The sequence below is a fragment of the Ferranicluibacter rubi genome (assembly GCF_011603255.1).
In the GTDB taxonomy this organism is placed as follows: domain Bacteria; phylum Pseudomonadota; class Alphaproteobacteria; order Rhizobiales; family Rhizobiaceae; genus Ferranicluibacter; species Ferranicluibacter rubi.
Window position 1 is genome coordinate 285,749 of the sequence record NZ_JAANCM010000002.1, and the last position, 20,029, is coordinate 305,777.

The 20,029-nt window shown below is 62.5% G+C and carries 17 protein-coding genes; 10 read left to right on the forward strand and 7 right to left on the reverse strand.

Going from position 1 to position 20,029, the window contains the following annotated elements:
• Window position 1 precedes the first annotated feature (1 nt).
• The 8 genes from nuoN (at window position 2) to dnaE (ending at window position 12,386) form a co-directional block, all read left to right on the forward strand.
• Window positions 2–1,441, forward strand: coding sequence for an NADH-quinone oxidoreductase subunit NuoN (gene nuoN, locus G8E10_RS05240; RefSeq protein WP_110732534.1), 1,440 nt, complete (start codon window positions 2–4; stop codon window positions 1,439–1,441).
• The gene (locus G8E10_RS05245; protein ID WP_425530817.1) at window positions 1,438–2,205 is read left to right on the forward strand and encodes a biotin--[acetyl-CoA-carboxylase] ligase; all 768 of its coding nucleotides are present in this window, start codon (window positions 1,438–1,440) and stop codon (window positions 2,203–2,205) included. Before nuoN ends, G8E10_RS05245 begins: the two co-directional genes overlap by 4 nt.
• 19 nt (window positions 2,206–2,224) lie before the next feature.
• A complete protein-coding gene (locus G8E10_RS05250; protein WP_110732532.1) occupies window positions 2,225–3,895 on the forward strand; it encodes a ribonuclease J in 1,671 nt (556 codons plus the stop codon).
• Between the two features lie 133 nt (window positions 3,896–4,028).
• A complete protein-coding gene (locus G8E10_RS05255; protein WP_110726325.1) occupies window positions 4,029–4,298 on the forward strand; it encodes a DUF1467 family protein in 270 nt (89 codons plus the stop codon).
• Window positions 4,299–5,002: 704 nt separating this feature from the next.
• Window positions 5,003–6,331, forward strand: a complete 1,329-nt coding sequence (proS, locus tag G8E10_RS05260) for a proline--tRNA ligase (RefSeq protein ID WP_167127612.1) — start codon at window positions 5,003–5,005, stop codon at window positions 6,329–6,331.
• Between the two features lie 9 nt (window positions 6,332–6,340).
• A complete protein-coding gene (locus G8E10_RS05265; RefSeq protein ID WP_165910664.1) occupies window positions 6,341–7,729 on the forward strand; it encodes a lipoprotein-releasing ABC transporter permease subunit in 1,389 nt (462 codons plus the stop codon).
• Between the two features lie 13 nt (window positions 7,730–7,742).
• Window positions 7,743–8,429, forward strand: a complete 687-nt coding sequence (locus G8E10_RS05270) for an ABC transporter ATP-binding protein (protein ID WP_110799542.1) — start codon at window positions 7,743–7,745, stop codon at window positions 8,427–8,429.
• A 447-nt stretch (window positions 8,430–8,876) separates the two neighbouring features.
• Complete coding sequence (gene dnaE / locus G8E10_RS05275) at window positions 8,877–12,386, forward strand: DNA polymerase III subunit alpha (RefSeq protein WP_167127615.1); 3,510 nt, start codon at window positions 8,877–8,879, stop codon at window positions 12,384–12,386.
• Window positions 12,387–12,470: 84 nt separating this feature from the next.
• Here the strand turns inward: dnaE and G8E10_RS05280 are convergent, their stop codons facing one another.
• The 3 genes from G8E10_RS05280 to G8E10_RS05290 all read right to left on the reverse strand — a co-directional run bounded on the left by G8E10_RS05280 (window position 12,471) and on the right by G8E10_RS05290 (window position 14,822).
• On the reverse strand, window positions 12,471–13,706 hold the full coding sequence (locus G8E10_RS05280; protein ID WP_425530823.1) for a L,D-transpeptidase family protein: 1,236 nt from the start codon (window positions 13,704–13,706) through the stop codon (window positions 12,471–12,473).
• Window positions 13,707–13,884: 178 nt separating this feature from the next.
• Entirely contained in the window at window positions 13,885–14,550 is a 666-nt protein-coding gene (locus G8E10_RS05285) for a hypothetical protein (protein WP_167127621.1), read from the reverse strand.
• A complete protein-coding gene (locus G8E10_RS05290; RefSeq protein WP_110732527.1) occupies window positions 14,547–14,822 on the reverse strand; it encodes a DUF3572 family protein in 276 nt (91 codons plus the stop codon). Before G8E10_RS05290 ends, G8E10_RS05285 begins: the two co-directional genes overlap by 4 nt.
• 159 nt (window positions 14,823–14,981) lie before the next feature.
• Here G8E10_RS05290 and G8E10_RS05295 point away from each other — a divergent pair, with 159 nt between their 5' ends.
• On the forward strand, window positions 14,982–15,353 hold the full coding sequence (locus G8E10_RS05295; RefSeq protein WP_062468369.1) for a response regulator: 372 nt from the start codon (window positions 14,982–14,984) through the stop codon (window positions 15,351–15,353).
• A gap of 121 nt (window positions 15,354–15,474) precedes the next feature.
• Window positions 15,475–16,842 carry a PleD family two-component system response regulator gene (locus tag G8E10_RS05300; RefSeq protein ID WP_110799538.1) on the forward strand — a complete coding sequence of 456 codons (1,368 nt, stop codon included), beginning with the start codon at window positions 15,475–15,477 and terminating at the stop codon, window positions 16,840–16,842.
• Between the two features lie 552 nt (window positions 16,843–17,394).
• Here the strand turns inward: G8E10_RS05300 and rpmG are convergent.
• The 4 genes from rpmG to G8E10_RS05320 form a co-directional block, all read right to left on the reverse strand.
• On the reverse strand, window positions 17,395–17,562 hold the full coding sequence (rpmG, locus tag G8E10_RS05305) for a 50S ribosomal protein L33 (protein WP_062468365.1): 168 nt from the start codon (window positions 17,560–17,562) through the stop codon (window positions 17,395–17,397).
• Window positions 17,563–17,652: 90 nt separating this feature from the next.
• Window positions 17,653–18,837: an MFS transporter gene (locus tag G8E10_RS05310; protein WP_110799537.1), complete on the reverse strand. Its 1,185-nt coding sequence runs from the start codon at window positions 18,835–18,837 to the stop codon at window positions 17,653–17,655.
• A gap of 9 nt (window positions 18,838–18,846) precedes the next feature.
• Complete coding sequence (locus G8E10_RS05315) at window positions 18,847–19,563, reverse strand: NUDIX hydrolase (protein WP_167127624.1); 717 nt, start codon at window positions 19,561–19,563, stop codon at window positions 18,847–18,849.
• A complete protein-coding gene (locus G8E10_RS05320; protein ID WP_167127627.1) occupies window positions 19,563–20,027 on the reverse strand; it encodes a DUF983 domain-containing protein in 465 nt (154 codons plus the stop codon). The genes G8E10_RS05315 and G8E10_RS05320 overlap by 1 nt, the downstream gene beginning before the upstream one ends.
• Window positions 20,028–20,029: the final 2 nt, after the last annotated feature.

The window sequence follows — 20,029 nt, forward strand, 5'->3', positions numbered from 1 at the left end:
CATGAACGCTGATATTCTGGTCGCTAGTCTCCATCTGTCGCTTCCCGAAGTGACGCTCGCCATCGGTGCGCTCGCGCTCCTGATGATCGGTGTCTTCACGGGCGAACGGTCCTCCGGTCTCGTCACCTGGCTGGCGATTGCGCTCTTGGTGGTTGCGGGCGTTCTGCTGGCGAACACCGGCGACGGCGTCGCGTATAACGGGGCCTTCGTCGCCGACCCCTTCGCCCGCTTCATGAAGATGCTGACGCTGTTTGCATCCATCGTCGCGCTCTTCCTGTCGGCAGGGCAGGCGAAGATCTTCGGTCTTGACCGGTTCGAATATCCTGTCCTCGTGGTTCTCGCGACCCTCGGCATGCTGTTGATGATCTCGGCCAACGACATGATGTCTCTCTACATGGCGCTGGAACTGCAGTCGCTCGCAGCCTATGTCGTCGCCGCCATGAACCGGGACGATCTGCGTTCGACCGAAGCCGGCCTGAAATACTTCGTCCTCGGCGCGCTCTCCTCCGGCATGCTGCTCTACGGCATGTCGCTGGTCTACGGCTTCACTGGCCATACCGGCTTCGTGGAAATCGCAGCGGCACTCACCGCCGACGGTCGCTCGCTCGGGCTGGTCTTCGGTCTGGTCTTCGTCCTCGCCGGTGTCGCCTTCAAGATCTCGGCCGTGCCGTTCCACATGTGGACGCCGGACGTTTATGAAGGTGCGCCGACCCCGGTTACCGCCTTCTTTGCCGGCGCCCCGAAGATCGCCGCCATCGCCATGCTGGTCCGCGTTGTCATCACCGCCTTCGAGCCGATCCAGCTCGACTGGCAGCAGATCATCGTCTTCATCTCGATCGCCTCCATGGTGCTCGGCTCGTTTGCCGCCATCGGCCAGAAGAACCTGAAGCGCCTGATGGCTTATTCCTCCATTGGTCACATGGGCTATGCGCTGGTCGGCCTTTCCGCCGGTTCCATGGCCGGCGTGCGCGGCGTCGTTCTTTATATGCTGATCTACATGGTCATGACGCTTGGCACCTTCGCCTGCATCCTCGCGATGCGCCGCAAGGAAGGCCATCACGTCGAGCAGGTGGACGATCTCGCTGGCCTGTCGCAGACGAACCCCTTCATGGCGGTCGTTCTCACGATCCTGATGTTCTCGCTCGCCGGCATCCCACCGCTGGCCGGTTTCTTTGCCAAATATTTCGTGTTCATGGCGGCGATCGAGGCCAAGCTCTATGCGCTTGCTGTCATCGGCGTTCTCGCCTCCGTCGTCGGTGCCTACTACTACCTGCGCGTCATCAAGCTGATGTGGTTCGATGAGCCGGCTGGCGAGTTCGCCCGCCCGTCCGGTTCGCTGAAGCTGGTCTACGGCCTCTCCGGGCTCTTCATCGTCGGCTACGTCATCGTCGGCGGCCCCATCGGTGCGGCGGCCGAGGCCGCTGCCCGGACATTCTTTTGAGCGGCCAGAGCCGGCTCACCCGCATGTCCGTTGACGACTTCCGCCACGTCGCCCTGGACGAGGTGGGCTCCACCAACACCGAGTGCCTTGCGCGTGCGCGTGCGGGCGATCCGGGGAACCTCTGGATCACAGCCGGCCGGCAGACCGATGGTCGCGGCCGGCGTGGTCGTGCCTGGAGTTCGGAACCCGGCAATCTCTATTCCTCGCTGCTCCTGATCGACCCCGCGCCGCTGGAGATGATCCAGTCGCTGCCGCTTGCGGTCGCCCTTGCGGTTCGCGACGCCATGCAGGCCGTCCTGCCCGCGGGCGCACGGGCTGCGGAGATCAAGTGGCCGAACGACATCCTGATCGGCGGGCAGAAGACCTGCGGCATTCTGCTCGAAGGCGAGCGTCTCACGGATGGGCGATATGCTCTGGTAATCGGCTGCGGCATCAACGTCGTCAGCGCGCCGGACCACGGTCTTTATCCGCTGACCCATCTGCGCAGCGAAGGGTCTTCCGCGTCACCGGAGGAACTCTTCGCACATCTTTTCATGACCATGGCCGAAACGCTCGGCATCTGGAATGGCGGTCTCGGGATCGGCGACATCATCGCGCGCTGGCGGCAGCATGCCGTGGGCATCGGTCGCCCCATCACGGTCAACCTTCCGGATCGGTCCATCCATGGACGTTTTGACGACATCGACGGCTCCGGCCAATTAATTCTCACGGATGAAAATGGCATGCGCCGGCACATAGCCGCCGGCGATGTCTTTTTCGGATGAAACAAGGCATAATTCTCTGATGACTGAGAAAAACGAACTGGTTTTCCTGCCGCTCGGCGGCGTAGGCGAAATCGGCATGAACCTCGCACTCTATGGTTACGGCCCTGCGGCCAACCGCGAGTGGATCATGGTCGATTGCGGCGTGACCTTCCCGGGGCCGGACCTTCCGGGTGTGGACCTCGTCCTCCCCGACATCCGCTTCCTTGCCGACAAGCTCAAGAGCCTCAAGGGCATCGTGATCACGCATGCGCATGAGGATCACTACGGCGCGCTGTCCGACCTCTGGCCGGGCCTGAACGTTCCCGTCTATGCCTCGCCCTTCACGGCAGGCATGCTGGAGGCCAAGCGCCAGTACGAGCGCAGCCGCAACGAGGTGCCGATCACCATCTTCAAGCAGGGCGACCGCGTGCAGATCGGCCCGTTCGAGGTCGAGGCCGTCGGCGTCAATCACTCGATCCCCGAGCCGATGGCGCTCGTCATCCGCACCCCGCTCGGCAATCTGGTCCACACGGGTGACTGGAAGATCGACCACGCGCCTTCGCTCGGACCTTTGACGGATGGCGACCGGTTCACCGCCGTCGGCGACGAGGGCGTGCTGGCCCTGATGTGCGATTCGACCAATGCGCTGCGCGATGGCGTCTCGCCCTCCGAGGAGGAAGTGTCCGTAAGCCTTGAAAAGGTCATCCGCGCTGCGGAGGGCCGCGTTGCCATCACGACCTTCTCGTCGAATGTCGGTCGCATCCGTTCGATTGCCAAGGCCGCAGCAGGCGCCGGGCGCGAAGTTCTGCTTATGGGCTCGTCCATGAAGCGCGTGGTGCAGGTCGCCCGCGACGTCGGGCTGATGGAAGGCATTCCGCCGTTCATCAGCGAAGACGAATTCGGCTTCATCCCGCGCGACCGGGTCGTGGTCATCCTCACCGGCAGCCAGGGCGAGCCCCGCGCCGCGCTGGCCAAGATCGCCCGCGACGAGATGCGCAATGTGGCCTTCACCGCCGGCGACACCGTCGTGTTCTCCTCGCGCGCCATTCCCGGCAACGAGAAGGCCATCAACGAGATCAAGAACGGCCTGATCGAACAGGGCATCCTGATCGTCACGGATAGCGATGCACTCGTGCACGTGTCGGGCCACCCCCGCCGCAACGAGCTGAAGCAGATGTACCAGTGGATCCGCCCGAAGCTGCTGGTGCCGGTCCATGGCGAAGCTGCACACCTCGTCGGGCAGATGGAGCTGGCACTCCAGTCCGGCATCCCGAATGTGCCGCGTGTCCGTAACGGCGATATCCTGCGGCTCGCGCCCGGCATGGCGCAGGTCATCGGCGAAGCCCCGCACGGCCGCATCTTCAAGGATGGTGGGCTGATCGGCGACTTCCAGGAGATGGGTATCGGCGATCGCCGCAAGCTGTCTTTTGCCGGCCACGTCTCTGTGAATGTCGTGCTCGATGCGCGCTACGATTTCGCCTCCGACCCGATCGTCGTGCCGATCGGGCTGCCCGAGTTTGACGACGAGGGCGAGGACATGAACGACACGCTCTACGACGCGGTTCTCGGCGCGGTCGAGAGCATTCCGCGCGCACGTCGCAAGGATCTCGCCATGGTTCAGGAAGCCGTGCGTCGCGCCATTCGCGGCACGGCCAACGATGTCTGGGGCAAGAAGCCGGTCGTCACCGTCTTCATCAACCGCATGTCCTGACGTCACGCTTTTTTCAGCAAAGAGAAAAGGCCTCCGTCGCTGTCGCGCCGGAGGCCTTTTCATGTGCGTCCGGCTTCCGGCCCGGCCCGGCCCGGCGTATAAGAGCGGTCAGCTCCTCAACCGGGATGTTGCCATGCCGATCTTTTCCGTCTTCGCCATCTACTTCATCATCTGGTGGATGACGCTCTTCATCGTTCTGCCGATCGGTCTGCGCACCCAGGCGGAGGAGAGCGATGTGGTGCCGGGAAGCGTGGAAAGCGCCCCAGCCCGGTTTCGGGCATTGCGCATCTTCGGACTGACGACGATCCTCGCGGCCGTGATCCATGTCGTCTGGTATGTCCTCTCCGTTCGCTACGGATACGGGATCGACGCCATCCCGCAATTCGCACCGAAGTTCTATTGAGGACGCGGACGACGGATGAGGGCGGAGTAACCTTATGCAGGTTAAACTATAGTTTTAGTCGATAAGCATTTGCTCAATAGTTTGGCAGATGCTCGGGCGAACACAAGGGTAGGGCCCCTGTATCGGCAGGAAGATGATGCTCGTTGCCCATCCTTATCCGGAACCCATGTCCAAAAGCCAAAAAAAAACAAGGCTAAAAGCCTTGTTTTCTAAGCAATCGCGTGACCCGTAACCGTTACCGGTGGCTGCGTATGACCGCGCCTAAGATCTGATCCTCCCAAGACTTTTTCCGCGACGTCGACAAGAATTTAATCTTCCTGCCTGTTTTGTGTGCTGAAACTAACCCAAAACAGCGCAGGTGTCATCAGGTTTTTTTGCATTTATGCTACAGTCCAGCAAAAAATATTCATTGACACGAAGAGGTCATTTGCCGTTACTCGCGCTCCCTTTTCCTGCTTCGATCTGTCGCAGAAAGCGGGCAGGTTGCCTATGCCACAGGCTCTGCGCGCCACTCGGCCCCACACGGGTTTTCATCCCGCCGCGAAGCGTTTAAGACCTCCAGCGTGGATGTTGCGGGATTCGAAAGATCGGATCGCATCGTCCGCCGTTCGTCCATACGGCCCCGCACAAGGCACAGGCCGTAAGCAAACCTCATTTCGCCCGAATCCGTGCTTAAACGGAAGGCGCCACTCCGGAACCCGTTCATGCGTCTGTCCCGCTATTTCATGCCGATCCTGAAGGAAAACCCCAAGGAAGCGGAGATCGTCTCGCATCGCCTGATGCTGCGCGCCGGCATGATCCGCCAGCAGAGCCAGGGCATCTATTCCTGGCTGCCGCTCGGCAAGCGCGTGCTCGACAAGGTCAACGGCATCATCCGCCAGGAACAGAACCGCGCTGGCGCCATCGAGCTCTCCATGCCGACCCTTCAGTCGGCGGAGCTCTGGCAGGAAAGCGGGCGCTACGACGATTACGGCAAGGAGATGCTGCGCATCAAGGACCGCCAGGAGCGTCCGATGCTCTACGGCCCGACCAACGAGGAGATGATCACCGACATCTTCCGCTCGTCGGTCAAGTCCTACAAGAACCTGCCGCTGAACCTCTACCACATCCAGCTGAAGTTTCGCGACGAGATCCGCCCGCGCTTCGGCACCATGCGCTCGCGCGAATTCGTTATGAAGGACGCCTACTCCTTCGACCTGACGAAGGAAGACGCCGAGCATTCCTATCGCAAGATGTTCACCGCCTACCTCCGGACCTTCTCGCGGCTCGGCCTGCGCGCCATTCCGATGCGGGCCGATACCGGCCCGATCGGCGGCGACCTCAGCCATGAGTTCATCATTCTGGCCGACACCGGCGAGTCCGAAGTGTTCAGCCACCGCGATTTCGTGAACTTCGATATCCCCGCGGAAACGACGGATTTCGATGATGTCGCGGCCCTGCAGGCCGTGTTCGACCAGTGGACGTCGGTCTATGCCGCAACGTCCGAGATGCACGACGAAGCAGCCTTCGATGCCCTTCCCGAAGGCGAGCGCCTTTCGGCCCGCGGCATCGAGGTTGGCCACATCTTCTATTTCGGCACCAAATATTCCGAGCCCATGGGCGCCAAGGTTCAGGGTCCCGATGGCAAGGAACACCTGGTCCATATGGGCTCTTACGGCATCGGGCCGACGCGCCTCGTGCCGGCGATTATCGAGGCGTCGCATGACGAGAACGGCATCATCTGGCCGGCTTCCGTCGCGCCGTTCGATGCCGTCATCATCAACATGAAGGCTGGCGATGCCGCCTGCGACGCGGCCTGCGAGAGGATCTACGCGGCCCTTTCCAAGGCCGGCATCGACACACTGTACGACGACACCGACGACCGCGCGGGCACCAAGTTCGCAACCGCCGATCTCATCGGCGTGCCCACGCAGATCATCGCCGGACCCCGGGCGGTTGCGGCGGGCGAGGTCGAGCTGAAGGACCGCAAGACCGGTGCGCGCGAGACCATGACCATCGAAGCTGCGATCAACAAGCTGACCGCTGCGAAATAAGGACCAGGCATGAGCGCCGCTTCCACGGACCCGAAACCGGCAAAGGCATCGGCAACGCCGCCCAAGGCCGGACTGAAGACAGCCTCGAAGGGCGCGCCGCCGAAGGAAACGCCGTCGGGCGACAAGTCGGCGAAATCCGCATCCAGCCGCCCGTTCTCGACCTTCGAGCGGCTGGTCGCCTGGCGCTATCTGCGCTCGCGCCGCAAGGAAGCCTTCATCTCCGTCATCGCCGGCTTCTCCTTCATCGGCATCATGCTCGGCGTTGCCACGCTCATCATCGTCATGGCGGTGATGAACGGGTTTCGTACGGAGCTCATCTCCCGCATTCTCGGCATCAACGGTCACATGATCGTGCAGCCGCTGGATGGCCCGCTCGACAACTACGCCGATCTCGCCACGCGCTTCTCCGGTATCAAGGGCGTCACCATGGCAATCCCGATGATCGAGGGTCAGACGCTGGCTTCCGGTCCCGGCGGGGCGGGCACGGGCGCGCTGGTGCGCGGCGTGCGGGCCGACGATCTCCTGAAGATGAAGTCGGTCTCCGATCATCTGAAATCCGGCGACCTCACCGGCTATGCGGCCGGCGGCGGCGTGGCGATCGGCTCGCGCATGGCCGACCAGCTCGGCCTGCAGGCCGGCAGCACGATCACGCTCGTCGCACCCGAAGGCGATGTAACGCCGATGGGCGTCAATCCACGCGTGAAGTCCTATACCGTTTCGGCCATCTTTGAGATCGGCATGTCGGAATATGACGCGTCGATCATCTTTATGCCGCTCGAGGAAGCCCAGCTCTACTTCAACGCCGAAGGCATCGCCCAGTCCATCGAACTGTTCGTGGAGAATCCCGATCTCGTCGACAGCCTGCGCCAGCCGGTGGAAGACGCGGCCCAGAGGCAGGTGCTGATCAGCGACTGGCGCGACCGCAACAAGACCTTCTTCTCCGCGCTTCAGGTCGAGCGCAATGTCATGTTCATGATCCTCACCCTGATCGTGCTGGTGGCGGCGCTCAATATCGTGTCCGGCCTGATCATGCTGGTGAAGGACAAGGGCAGCGACATCGCCATCCTGCGCACCATGGGGGCCTCGTCCGGCGCCGTCATGCGCATCTTCTTCATGACGGGCGCGGCCATCGGCATCGTCGGCACGCTGGCCGGCGTCGCGCTCGGCGTCGTCGTGTGTCTCAATATCGAATCGATCCGCCAGTTCTTCTCCTGGATCTCGGGCACGACGATCTTCAATCCGGAACTCTACTTCCTCAGCCAGCTACCGGCCGACATGAACCTCGGCGAAACCGTCGCGGTTGTCGGCATGGCCATCGGACTGTCGTTCCTGGCAACCATCTTCCCCGCCTGGCGGGCCTCGCGACTGGATCCCGTCCAGGCGCTGCGTTACGAGTGACAGGAACGATATGATGGCCCCTCGCGTGGCACTAGAGCTTTCCGGCGTCGAGCGCCATTACAGCCAGGGCGAACAGGCGCTCTCGATCCTGAAGGGTGCGGACTTCCGGCTGCTCGGTGGGCAGACGGTGGCGCTGGTCGCGCCGTCTGGCACTGGTAAATCGACGCTGCTGCATCTGGCCGGCCTTCTGGAGCGGCCCGATGCCGGCGAGGTCTCGATCAATGGCCGGGCCTGCGGCTCGCTGAGCGATCCGGAGCGCACGGCTATCCGCCGCAACGAGATCGGCTTCGTCTACCAGTTCCATCACCTACTGCCGGAATTCACGGCCGTCGAGAACATCATGATGCCGCAGCTGATCGCCGGCCTCTCCAAGAAGGAAGCGCGCGAACGCGCCTCCGCTTTGCTCGACTACATGCGCATCGGCCACCGTGCCGAACACCGGCCATCCGAACTGTCGGGCGGCGAGCAGCAGCGTGTGGCCATTGCCCGCGCCGTGGCGAACGCGCCCTTCGTGCTACTGGCGGACGAGCCCACCGGCAATCTCGACCCCGAGACGGCCGGCTATGTCTTCGAAGCGCTGAAGGCCCTGGTCAAGCAATCCGGCCTTGCCGCGATGATCGCCACGCACAATTACGATCTGGCGTCCAAGATGGACCGCCGCATCACGCTCCAGGACGGCAAGGTCGTCGAACTCGCCTGACGCCTGGGGTCATCGCCTCTGATCCTCGTCCTCAACGACTGGCGCGTACGGCCCCGGCGCGACTTGCTTGGGCGCGTCGCGGGAACCTTCGTCGCATCACCATGCAATCATCCAGGGCAGGTGTCGCGCAGCGGCAGTGCCCGGATGTTCCAACTCTCCCATCGAAAATTGTTAACCATCCATCAGATTCAGAGCTTGAAACAGGAACGAAAATAGAACATAAAATGAACAGAACCAAAAGGAGCATGCCATGTCCGACTTCCTTCGTGATCTCGCCGCACTGACCTCCATTGCCATGTTCATTGCCAGCTTCTCTATTCTTCTTCTCGGTCTCTGAGACGGCTCGGGTCTCTCTCGGCAAGTTCCGGGGGAGAAACGCGACGCCGTTGTCGCTTCGCCAGCGTGAAGAGCGTATGCTTTCATCTCATGCGAGAGTCGGAGTGAGCTATGGCGGATGCGGGCGCAAGCTTTGCGGGCGGGACAGGCAATGGCGACAAGCCGGCGCCGCAGTTCGTCCATCTGAGAACCCATTCGGCATTCTCGCTTCTCGAAGGCGCCCTGCCGATCAAGAAGATCATCGGCAAGGCCGTGTCCGACGCCCAACCTGCCATTGGCATCGCCGACACGAACAATCTGTTCGCGGCGCTGGAATTCTCTCTAAAATGCATGGACGACGGCATCCAGCCGCTGATCGGCTGCCAGCTGTCGCTCGACATGGAGGATGAGGTCGAGGGCGAGAAGCGGGGGCATGCCCAGCACCTCGCCAAGCTTCCCGCCATCGTGCTAATCGCCGCGACGGATGCGGGCTATGTCAATCTCGTCGATCTCGTCAGTCGCGCCTATCTCGGCGGGGAGGCTAACCAGAGCGTTCGCATCTGCCTGTCCTGGCTGAAGGAAATCGGGACCGACGGCCTAATCGCTCTGACGGGGGCATCCGGTGGGCCGATCGACATCGCGATCCGCTCGGGTCAAATGGCGCTTGGCGAGGCCCGGGCGCGTTGCCTGATGGAGCTTTTCGGTGATCGGCTCTATGTCGAACTGCAGCGCCACGGGCGCTACGACAAGCGGCACGAGAACCGGATGATCGATCTCGCCTACCGGCTGGAACTGCCGCTGGTCGCGACCAACGAACCCTTCTTCCCGACGCCGGGCGACTATGATGCGCATGACGCCCTGATGGCGGTGGCGCACAATGCCATGGTGTCGGACGATACCCGCTTCCGCCTGACTCCGGACCATTACCTCAAGAGCCGGCAGGAAATGGCGAAGCTTTTCGCCGATCTGCCGGAGGCGCTCGACAACACGATCGAAGTCGCGCGGCGCTGCACCTTCGTGCTGAAGACGCGTGCTCCGATCCTGCCGCGTTTCACCGGCGCCTCCGACGATCCGGCGGAGGCAGAACGGGCGGAATCGCTCGAACTGCGCCGTCAGGCCATCGAAGGTCTGGACGAGCGGATGCATAAGCTCGGCCTGTCCCCCGGCTATAGCGAGACGGACTATCGCGAGCGGCTGGATTTCGAACTCGGCGTCATCGAGCGCATGAAGTTCCCAGGCTACTTCCTCATCGTTGCCGACTTCATTAAATGGGCGAAGCTGCAGGACATCCCGGTCGGTCCCGGCCGCGGTTCGGGCGCGGGCTCGCTCGTCGCCTATGCGCTGACGATCACCGACGTCGATCCCCTGCGCTTCTCGTTGCTGTTCGAACGCTTCCTCAACCCGGAACGCGTGTCGATGCCCGACTTCGATATCGACTTCTGCCAGGACCGTCGCGAAGAGGTCATCCGCTACGTGCAGGCCAAGTACGGCCGCGAGCAGGTGGCGCAGATCATCACTTTCGGATCGCTGCAGGCACGCGCCGCGCTTCGCGACGTCGGCCGCGTGCTGGAAATGCCCTACGGTCAGGTCGACAAGATCTGCAAGATGGTGCCGAACAACCCGGCCAACCCGGTGACGCTCGCCAAGGCGATCGAGGACGAGCCACGCTTTCAGGAAGAGGTCGACAAGGAACCGGTGATCGGCCGCCTGCTCGACATCGCCCAGAAGATCGAGGGGCTTTACCGCCACGCATCGACCCATGCCGCCGGCATCGTCATCGGGGACCGACCGCTGTCGAAGCTGGTGCCGATGTATCGCGATCCACGCTCCGACATGCCGGTGACGCAGTTCAACATGAAATGGGTCGAGCAGGCCGGCCTCGTCAAGTTCGACTTTCTCGGCCTGAAGACGCTCACCGTCCTGAAGACGGCCGTGGACTTCATCGCCAAGCGCGACATCCATGTGGCGCTGGAAGCGCTGCCGCTCGACGACGCCAAGACCTATGAGATGCTCTCCAAGGGCGACACGGTCGGCGTATTCCAGGTGGAAAGTGCCGGCATGCGCAAGGCGCTGATCGGCATGCGGCCCGACTGCATCGAGGACATCATCGCGCTCGTCGCGCTCTATCGCCCGGGCCCGATGGAGAACATCCCCGTCTACAATGCGCGAAAGCATGGCGAGGAGGAGATCGAATCGATCCATCCGACCATCGACTACCTGCTGAAGGAAACGCAGGGCGTCATCGTCTACCAGGAACAGGTGATGCAGATCGCCCAGGTCCTCTCCGGCTACTCGCTCGGCGAGGCCGATCTTCTGCGCCGCGCCATGGGCAAGAAGATCAAGGCGGAGATGGACATGCAGCGCGCGCGCTTCGTGGACGGCGCCGTCAAGAACGGCGTGTCGAAGCCGCAGGCCGACATGATCTTCGACCTGCTGGCCAAGTTCGCCAATTACGGCTTCAACAAGAGCCATGCGGCGGCCTATGCCATCGTCTCCTACCAGACGGCCTATCTGAAGGCGCATTATCCGGTCGAGTTCCTGGCAGCTTCCATGACGCTCGACATGGCGAATACCGAGAAGCTGGTCGATTTCCGCCAGGATGCCGGCCGGCTCGGCATCACCGTGGTTCCCCCCTCGGTGCAGACCTCGTTCCGCCGCTTCGAGACGGGCGACAATCGTATCTTTTATTCGCTCTCGGCGCTGAAAGGTGTCGGCGAGGCGGCCGTCGAGCATATCGTGGCGGTGCGGGGCGACACGCCCTTTGCGAGCCTCGAGGATTTCTGCCTGCGCATCGATCCGAAGCTATTGAACCGCCGCGTGTTCGAGAGCCTGATCTGCGCCGGCGCCTTCGATGGTTTCGGCTATGACCGGGCCGCGCTGGTCGCGGGTCTGGACCGGATCCTGGGGTTTGCCCAGTTCGCCAACGAGAACAGGCTCAAGGGGCAGCACGACATGTTCGGCGCGGGTGCCGCGACGGGTCCGGAAAAGATCGGCCTGCCGGATTTCACGCCATGGCTGGCGTCGGAGAAGCTGCAGCGCGAGTTCCAGGTGCTCGGCTTCTACCTCTCGGCCCATCCGCTCGACACCTATAACGACCTGCTGGCGAAGATCCGGTGCCAGACCTTCGCCGACTTCGCTCTGTCGGTGAAGAAGGGCAATACCGCCGGACGTCTCGCCGGCACCGTCACGTCCAAGCAGGAGCGCAAGACGCGCACCGGCAACAAGATGGGCATCGTCACCTTCTCCGATTCGTCCGGCCAGTTCGAAGCCGTGCTGTTCTCGGAAATGCTGCAGCAATATCGCGATCTGCTGGAGCCCGGAAAGTCTCTGGTGCTGACCGTGCAGGCGGAGGAGCGCCCGGAAGGGATCGGCTTGCGGATCCAGACGCTGCAATCGTTGGAGGAGCGCTCGTTCCAGATGCAGAAGGCGTTGCGCGTCTATGTCCGCGACAGCGGCCCCTTGCGCTCCGTCGCCACGCATCTGAACACGAAGGGTGACGGGCAGGTGTCCTTCATCATCGTCAAGGACAATGGCCAGCGCGAGATCGAAGTGGAACTGGGCGATAAGTACCGCATCTCAGCCGAGATCGCGGCGGCCTTGAAGACGGCCCCCGGGGTGATCGATGTCGAGCTGATCTCGTAGGGTCTTATCGACCTGACGACGAGTTCGCTCGGGGAAGCAGGCCTGCCTCTACACCGTGTCGGGTATCGGGAAGGGACGTTCGCTTCACCCCTTCGCGGGATGCGTGATCGTCACGAAGTCCGTGCCGCGGCCGGTTTCCGGGCCGAGGCCCATGTCGGAGACGGTGAGGGATGAGCCGGGCGCAAGGACGTCCTCGACCTGCTCGCGCAGTTCCACCGTCATCTGGATGCGATCGAGCACGCGCGTCGCCGCGTTATAGGCGAGCGCGTCATCGTCCAAGGTAATCCCGAGCCGGGTCTTCATGGATTTGGGGATGACGTTGTCGAGAGACAGCGAGAACCAGTTGCCCTTTCCCGTCGTCGCATCGACATCCTGGAACTGGTAGAAATGGGCGCCGAGCGCGATCTCCGGCTCCGTGATCGTCACCGGCGCTTCGAAGAGCGGCGTAAATTCGCGGCGAACCAGAAGTTGCCCGTTGGCAGGTGGGGGCAGATTGGCTTTCTTGAAGAGCGCGTCCACCAGCTCCGGCGTTACCCGCCCCTTGGGCTCGCGGCCTTCTGCCAGTTCGAATGCGCGGATGGCGGCGATGGATCGGCTGCCCAGCGCGCCATCCGGCACGCCGGCATCGTAGCCGAGACCGTTGAGTGCCGCCTGCACATCGAGGTTGAGCTCGCGCGCACCGCGGCGGGTGATCAGGATGCGAATCGGCTCACGATCGTCTTCGGCGCGGGCGACGGATGCCGTTGGGGTTGTGACGGCGGGTTCGCTCATCGCCACTTCCACGTTGCCGCTCGGGATCTGCGACATGGCGGGACGCAGCGTCGCATCCGAGAGCAGTTGCGGTTCCGGCTCGGAAGGCTGGAAGAGAAAGCTGTGCGACACCGGCTGTGGCGCGATCTGGCGATCGGAAATCACGACGTGCAATCCGCGCTCCGTCATCTTGTAGAGCGACTTTGCAAAGGCATTCGGCAGCCGCACGCAGCCATGGGACGCGGGGTAGGAGGGCACGCTGTTGGAGGCATGAAGCGCGATGCCGGACCATGTCAGCCGCTGCATGAACGGCATGGGTGCGTTCGAATAGATATTCGATTCGTGATAGCGGCGCTTTTCGAGAATGGAGAAGATACCCGTCGGCGTCTCATGGCCGCGCTTGCCGGAGGAGACCTTCGAGGTGGCGACCACCGTGTCGCCATCATAGACGACCAGAGACTGTTTGTCCTTGGACACCACGATCTGTAGCGGCGAGGTTCCATCGGCGGCGACCGCCGTCGTGCTGGCGAGAGCGAGCAACAGAAGCCCGAGTCCGAGAGTAGAACGCAAAACCATCGACACCATCCGGATCATTCGAACAGGGTGAAGGCTACGAAAAGAGATTTAAGGAAGCTTTGCCGGCTGGTGCGGAATGAAACATCGAAACCGGTATTCCGATCACCAAAACGTGAACCCTGTGGAAAACGTCCGAAGGCAAAGGGAGTGCTGTTTCAGCCGCGCGATGCCCTCAGCGTAGGAAATGTTGTCGGATGATCCGCGCGGCGTCGTCCCAGTTCTCGGCGCTCTCGATACCTTGGGTCGGTGCGGGTGCCATCGCCAGAAATTCCGCATTGGCCATCAGCCGGATCAACAGGCAATCCGGCGCGTGCTCGCGCACGGATTCCAGATTGCGCAGAATGTCGTCGATGAAGGCCACGGGGACATCGCGCGCGTCATGAAGCTGCTTGACGACGGGACCCTTGGGCGCCTCGGTCGCCAGCAGCGGATAGGCCGAGAGCCCATGCCGGTCGAGCAGCCGCCGGCGCACCTCCGTGTGGCGGGGCGGCATGGCCGTGAGGAAGACGATGTCGGCGTCGCTCGAGAGATCGGCGAGCGTCTCCGCCACCTGCGAAGCGGGCGTTTGCCACACATCCTGCGTCAGGAAGAAGTCCTCCAGCAACGTCGGCACCATCGCGTCCGGCACGGGTTCGCCGGTCTCCAGCTGCACGATGTTGCCGTGCAGGCGGAACGACCGGGGCAAAAGCTCCCGTCCGCCGGATTTCAGAAAATTCTGAAACGGTGTCACGAATTCGAGGACCACCTCGTCGATATCGCAGACGATCAGCGGCCGGTCGGTCAGCTCTATGTGGTCGAAGCAGAGAGGGGTCTGCGGATCGATGGTCTTACTGGTCATGCGCTGCCCGTATCGCCGCGAAAGCCGGAGAGGGCCGCATGCGCGCGCGCCACCGTTTCCGGCTTGGTTCCCGTGGCTTCGCAGAACTGCATCAGCGTCGGCTCGTGATCCATGACGAAATCGAGCAGCCCGGCCATGAAGCCCGGATCGCCGACGGCGCCGCGCAGACCGGTCGGATCGGTGCCCGTCAGCGCCAGAAAGCGGCCGAGAAGCTCGGGCTCGCTCGCAAGCCAGCCGAGCACGGCAATGGCGGTCTCATCCGCTGTCGTCACTGTTTTCACCCTATTCCGCAACACGTCGGCTTTTCTGGCCTATGATTACCTTTTTTTCAACCAAATAGGCCTAACTCTTCACCAGTCATGCGCGAATGCTCGTCTTGCAGCTGGCGGAATGACCCCCGGCCACGGCCGTACACGCGGGAAGGTTCTGATATGCCGAAACAGGTAATGATCGTCGAGGACAACGAGCTGAACATGAAGCTCTTCCGCGACCTGATCGAGGCATCGGGCTACACGACCATCCAGACCCGAAACGGACTGGAGGCACTGGATCTTGCGCGCAAGCACCGGCCCGACCTGATCCTCATGGACATCCAGCTGCCGGAGGTCTCCGGCCTCGAGGTGACCAAATGGCTGAAGGAAGACGACGAACTCCACGTCATCCCCGTCATCGCCGTCACGGCCTTCGCCATGAAGGGCGACGAAGAGCGGATCCGGCAGGGTGGCTGCGAGGCCTATGTCTCCAAGCCGATTTCCGTGCCGAAATTCATCGAGACCATCAAGACCTATCTTGGCGATGGTTGACCGACATTTGCGATTGCCGCGACGCAGCCGCCATGATGGTGCGCTCGAGTGATCATGTAACCCCTCGCACCGGGCGATTCGGGCCCAGCAGGGCGAAGGGCGATAGGACAGGACGGACCGCATGACCGCACGCATTCTCGTCGTCGACGACATACCGGCAAACGTCAAACTGCTGGAGGCGAGGCTCGTGGCGGAATATTTCGACGTCCTCACGGCCTCCGATGGCTATCAGGCGCTTGCCATCTGCGACAGCCGCCCGGTCGATATCATCCTCCTCGACATCATGATGCCCGGCATCGATGGCTTCGAGGTCTGCGAGCGGTTAAAGGCAAACCCGAAGACGGCGCATATTCCGGTCGTCATGGTCACCGCGCTCGACCAGCCTTCCGACCGGGTGCGCGGCCTGAAGGCCGGCGCAGACGATTTCCTGACCAAGCCCGTCAACGATCTGCAGCTGATGTCGCGGGTCAAAAGCCTCGTCCGCCTGAAGAACGTCAGCGACGAACTGCGCCTGCGCGCCGAAACGGCAAAGAGCGTCGGCTTCGAGGATCTTTCGAACGCCGAACGCCCCGACGAGCCGGGCAACATCCTGCTCGTAGATGCGCGTGCCAGCTCGCAGGACCGTATCGCCCGCGCCCTTAAGCCCGTGGCCGGCCTGACGATCATGAGCGACCCGCAGGCAGCCCTGTTCGAAGCGGCGGAGCAGCCCTTCGACCTCGTCATCGTCAATGCGAATTTCGACGACTACGACCCGCTGCGGCTCTGCTCGCAGCTGCGCTCGCTGGAACGGACGCGCTATATCCCGATTCTTCTGGTGGCCGAGCAGGGGGCCGAAGATCTCGTGGTGCGCGCGCTCGATCTCGGCGTGACCGACTACATCATGCGGCCGATCGATCCGAACGAATTGATCGCGCGCTCGCTCACGCAGATCCGCCGCAAGCAGTGCAATGATCGCCTGCGCCTCAGCGTCCACCAGACCATCGAACTGGCCATCACCGATGGCCTCACGGGGCTTCACAACCGCCGCTACCTCGACAATCACCTCAAGCTTCTGATCGAACGCGCCATGAAGCGCGGCCGCAGCCTGTCGATCTGCGTCACCGATATCGACCGCTTCAAGATCGTCAACGACACGCATGGCCATGATGCGGGAGACGAGGTGCTGCGCGAATTTGCCCGACGTCTTCGCAGCACCGTCCGCGGCGCCGATCTCGCATGCCGATTCGGCGGCGAGGAGTTCGTGCTGGTCATGCCGGACACGGATGCAGCCACCGCAAGCACCATTGCCGAGCGCCTTCGCGCGAGCATCGAGACGACGCCCTTCCTGTTGCAGGATCGCAGCAAGGAGCTGACGATTACCGCGTCCATGGGGATTGCGATGCTCGACCCGGCCGGCGAAACAGCCGACAGCTTCCTCAAACGTGCGGATACGGCGCTCTACCAGGCCAAGCGCAACGGGCGAAACCAGGTGGTGGGTGCCGCGGCCTGAGTCCATTTGCCGGCGAATCGCAGATAGGGGACGTGGGCCGTCGCGGAATTGACATCAAGGCGTGTCACAGTGCTACGGCACGTCATCACGCGCTTGTGCGATCCTGCAGCGATATCTGGCAACTTACGGCAGAAAAGCGCCGCAATTTCTCCCGAATCGGGCTGCACTTCATGGATCTTGTTAACCATGACTGTATCAAAGCGAACCAAGCTTTAAGATTTCATTGATTTTCTTCTGCATCTCGCCGATGTTCTTATGCAGGGGAGGTCTTACGCTCCCAAGCCGATCAGTTACCCCATGATGTCAGGTCCGCCGCATCTCCTGGGTCGTGGGGTCGTCGGCCGGTACGTATCAGCGGTTCCTCGTGCCGCTCTGCGTGCCGGCCGGCATCCATTCAACGCCGCTTCTGTTTCAGAAGCGGCGTTTTTCGTTTGCGTATGTCGATGTCGGCTGCTGCACAGGACGAGCGTCTTCCTGCCGCAAAGTCTGCAGACGCAAAAAAGGCGCCTGACGAAGCCGTCGGCGCCCTTTTTCAAATGGAGAAACCAGATCTTACTTGATCTTGGTTTCCTTGAATTCGACATGCTTGCGTACGACCGGGTCGTACTTCGTCATGCTGAACTTGTCTGTCTTGGTGCGGCTGTTCTTCGAGGTCACGTAGAAGAAACCCGTGTCGGCCGTCGACAGCAGCTTGATCTTGATTTTTGCAGCTTTCGCCATGGTCGTCCTGCCTTCTGAAATAACAAAGCCGGACTTCGTAAAAAAGGTCCCGGCGAGCTTGGCGCGAAACTACAAATCGCGCCCAAAAAGTCAACCCTGTTTCGGTTTATAAACCAGGCGAACCAGGGAAAGCACGATGTAAAGGCCGAAGAATCCGGCGATCGACCACGCAAAGCCATGATTGCCGAAGACATCCATCGAGGCGCCGATGACCTGCGGCCCGGCCACGGTGCCCAGCGCATAGCAGAACACGAATGCGGCATTGGCGGCGGCCAGCTCCGGCCCATGCAGCCGCGAACCGAGATGGCTGAGCCCGATCGTATAGAGCCCAGAGATGATGCCACCCCAGAGCAGCAGGATGGCCGCCAAGGCGTACCAGTTGGTCGACAGGGCTGGCAGGCAGAGTGCGCCGGCAAAGCCGATCACGGTCAGCGCCACGAGCAGCTTGCGGCGGTCCTTCATGCGGTCCGACAAGAGGCCGAGCGGGATCTGGAAGATGAGGTTTCCCACACCCATGATGGTGAGCAAGAGAGCCGCCTGCGATTCGGAGAAGCCGACGCGCGTGCCGTAGACCGGAAAGAGCGAGAGGCCCCCATACTCTACGGCGCCGAACACGAAGACGGCGGCCGTGGCCATTGGCACCATGTAAACGTAGCGCAGGAAATGCATCTCCGGCATCTCGTCGATATCGGGACTTTCATTCCGGGCGATGATGATCGGGATCGCGCCGAGCAGGATGATGCCGGCACCGACCGCGAAGGGCAGGATGCCCTCGCTGCCGAGCAGGGAGAAGAGCAGGGGCCCCGCGGCGAACCCGAGCGAAAGAACGGTGCCGTAGATGCCGAACACGAGCCCACGACGGTGCGAGGGCGCCGTGGCGTTGATCCAGAACTCCGAGAGGACGAAGAGAATGGTGATGCCGCTCTGGAAGACGATTCGCAGCGGGAACCACAGCCAGAAATTCTCGACGAAATAGAAGCCGAGCGCGGGCGCGGCGGCCAGCACCACGGCAGCCACCATGACCTGCGCCACGCCGAACTTGTGTGCCAGCCGTGTCGTGAAGGAGGCGGCGACCATGGAGGCAAGGCCCGCCACGGTGGAGTTGAGGCCGATCAACGTCGAGGAGACGCCGCGCCGTTCCATGATGAAGCTGAGGAGAGGCACGCCGAGGCCAATGGCGATGCCGACCGTGGTGACGGCAGCAAGGGCCGCGATCAGCGACAGCCAATGGATATCCTCAACCGGCCGAGACGAGCCAGGGGTCGTCTGAGACATTCGGTGTCCTCACAGAAGATCGCGGATGGGTCGTCCATTCCGGACGTGGAAATACGGCACGGTGCCGTCAAAGCCGAGCAGAGGGTCGGCGTCAAGCCTCGTGTGCAAGGCTTCGAGAATACGCGCGGTGATATCCGGGATGGAAACCGCGGAAGGATTGCCGACGGGAACCCAGCGCAGGTCTTCCAGCTCCCGGCTGTCCTGCAGTCCGTCGAGATCGAGTTCGACCTCGTCGGTGAAGAGGGCGAAGAAATGGGTGTCGAATCGCCGCACATGGCCGGGCGGCGTCAGTGCGCGGGCGACGTAGCGCAGGCGCTCGAGTTCGGGGCGGAAGGGAAGGCTGCCAGAACAGGACGGCCTACAGGACGGCCCCACGGCAAGGCTCGTCTCCTCATGCAGCTCCCGCAGGGCGGCAAGCGCGAGCGCGCGCACGGCGGAAACGGAGAGGCGTCCGCGATAGATGCCGACAAGGCGGTCGATGAGCGGTGCCGGGAGATCGCTCGCAAAGGCGATTCTGTGATCGCCTGGATCCCGTCGTCCGCCGGGGAAGACGTGAACGTCCGGCATGAACACATGTTGCTTGCTGCGTCGGCCGACCAGAACGCGCACGACGCCGTCGCTGCGGTCGAGAAGGAGAATGGAGGCCGCGAGGCGTGGGCGCAGAGCCCCTGCCGGTGTGGTCGCCGTATCGGATGTGCCGCCGGTCGCGGCATCATCGATGCGCATCAGGTGCGGTCCTGCGATGGCAATTCGTCTTCCGGCCGATCCTCGTGCCCACCGAAGCCGTGCATGCGCAACGCCCATTGCAGGCCGACGACGCCGCCCTTGACCGGCTGCATGAGCGCGATCGAGCCGGCAATCGTGATTGGCACCCAGATGGCAAGGTGCTGCCAGTTCGACAGCGCCACCAGCATTTCCGTCATCATGAAGCCTCCGAGCACCAGATGGCCGACAATCGTGACGACGATATACGGCGGAAAATCGTCGGCACGATGATGATGCAGCGCTTCTCCACAGACGGAGCAGGTATCGTTGACCTTGAGGAACCGGCCGAACATACGCCCCTGGCCGCAGTTGGGGCACCGGTTGACAAGCCCGCGCCGGATCGAGCGCCCGACTGGGCGGTCGTTGATCTGCGCATCACCTAGGTGCAGCGTTTCTGCCCCCGGCCCTACGTCGCTCTTTCTCATGC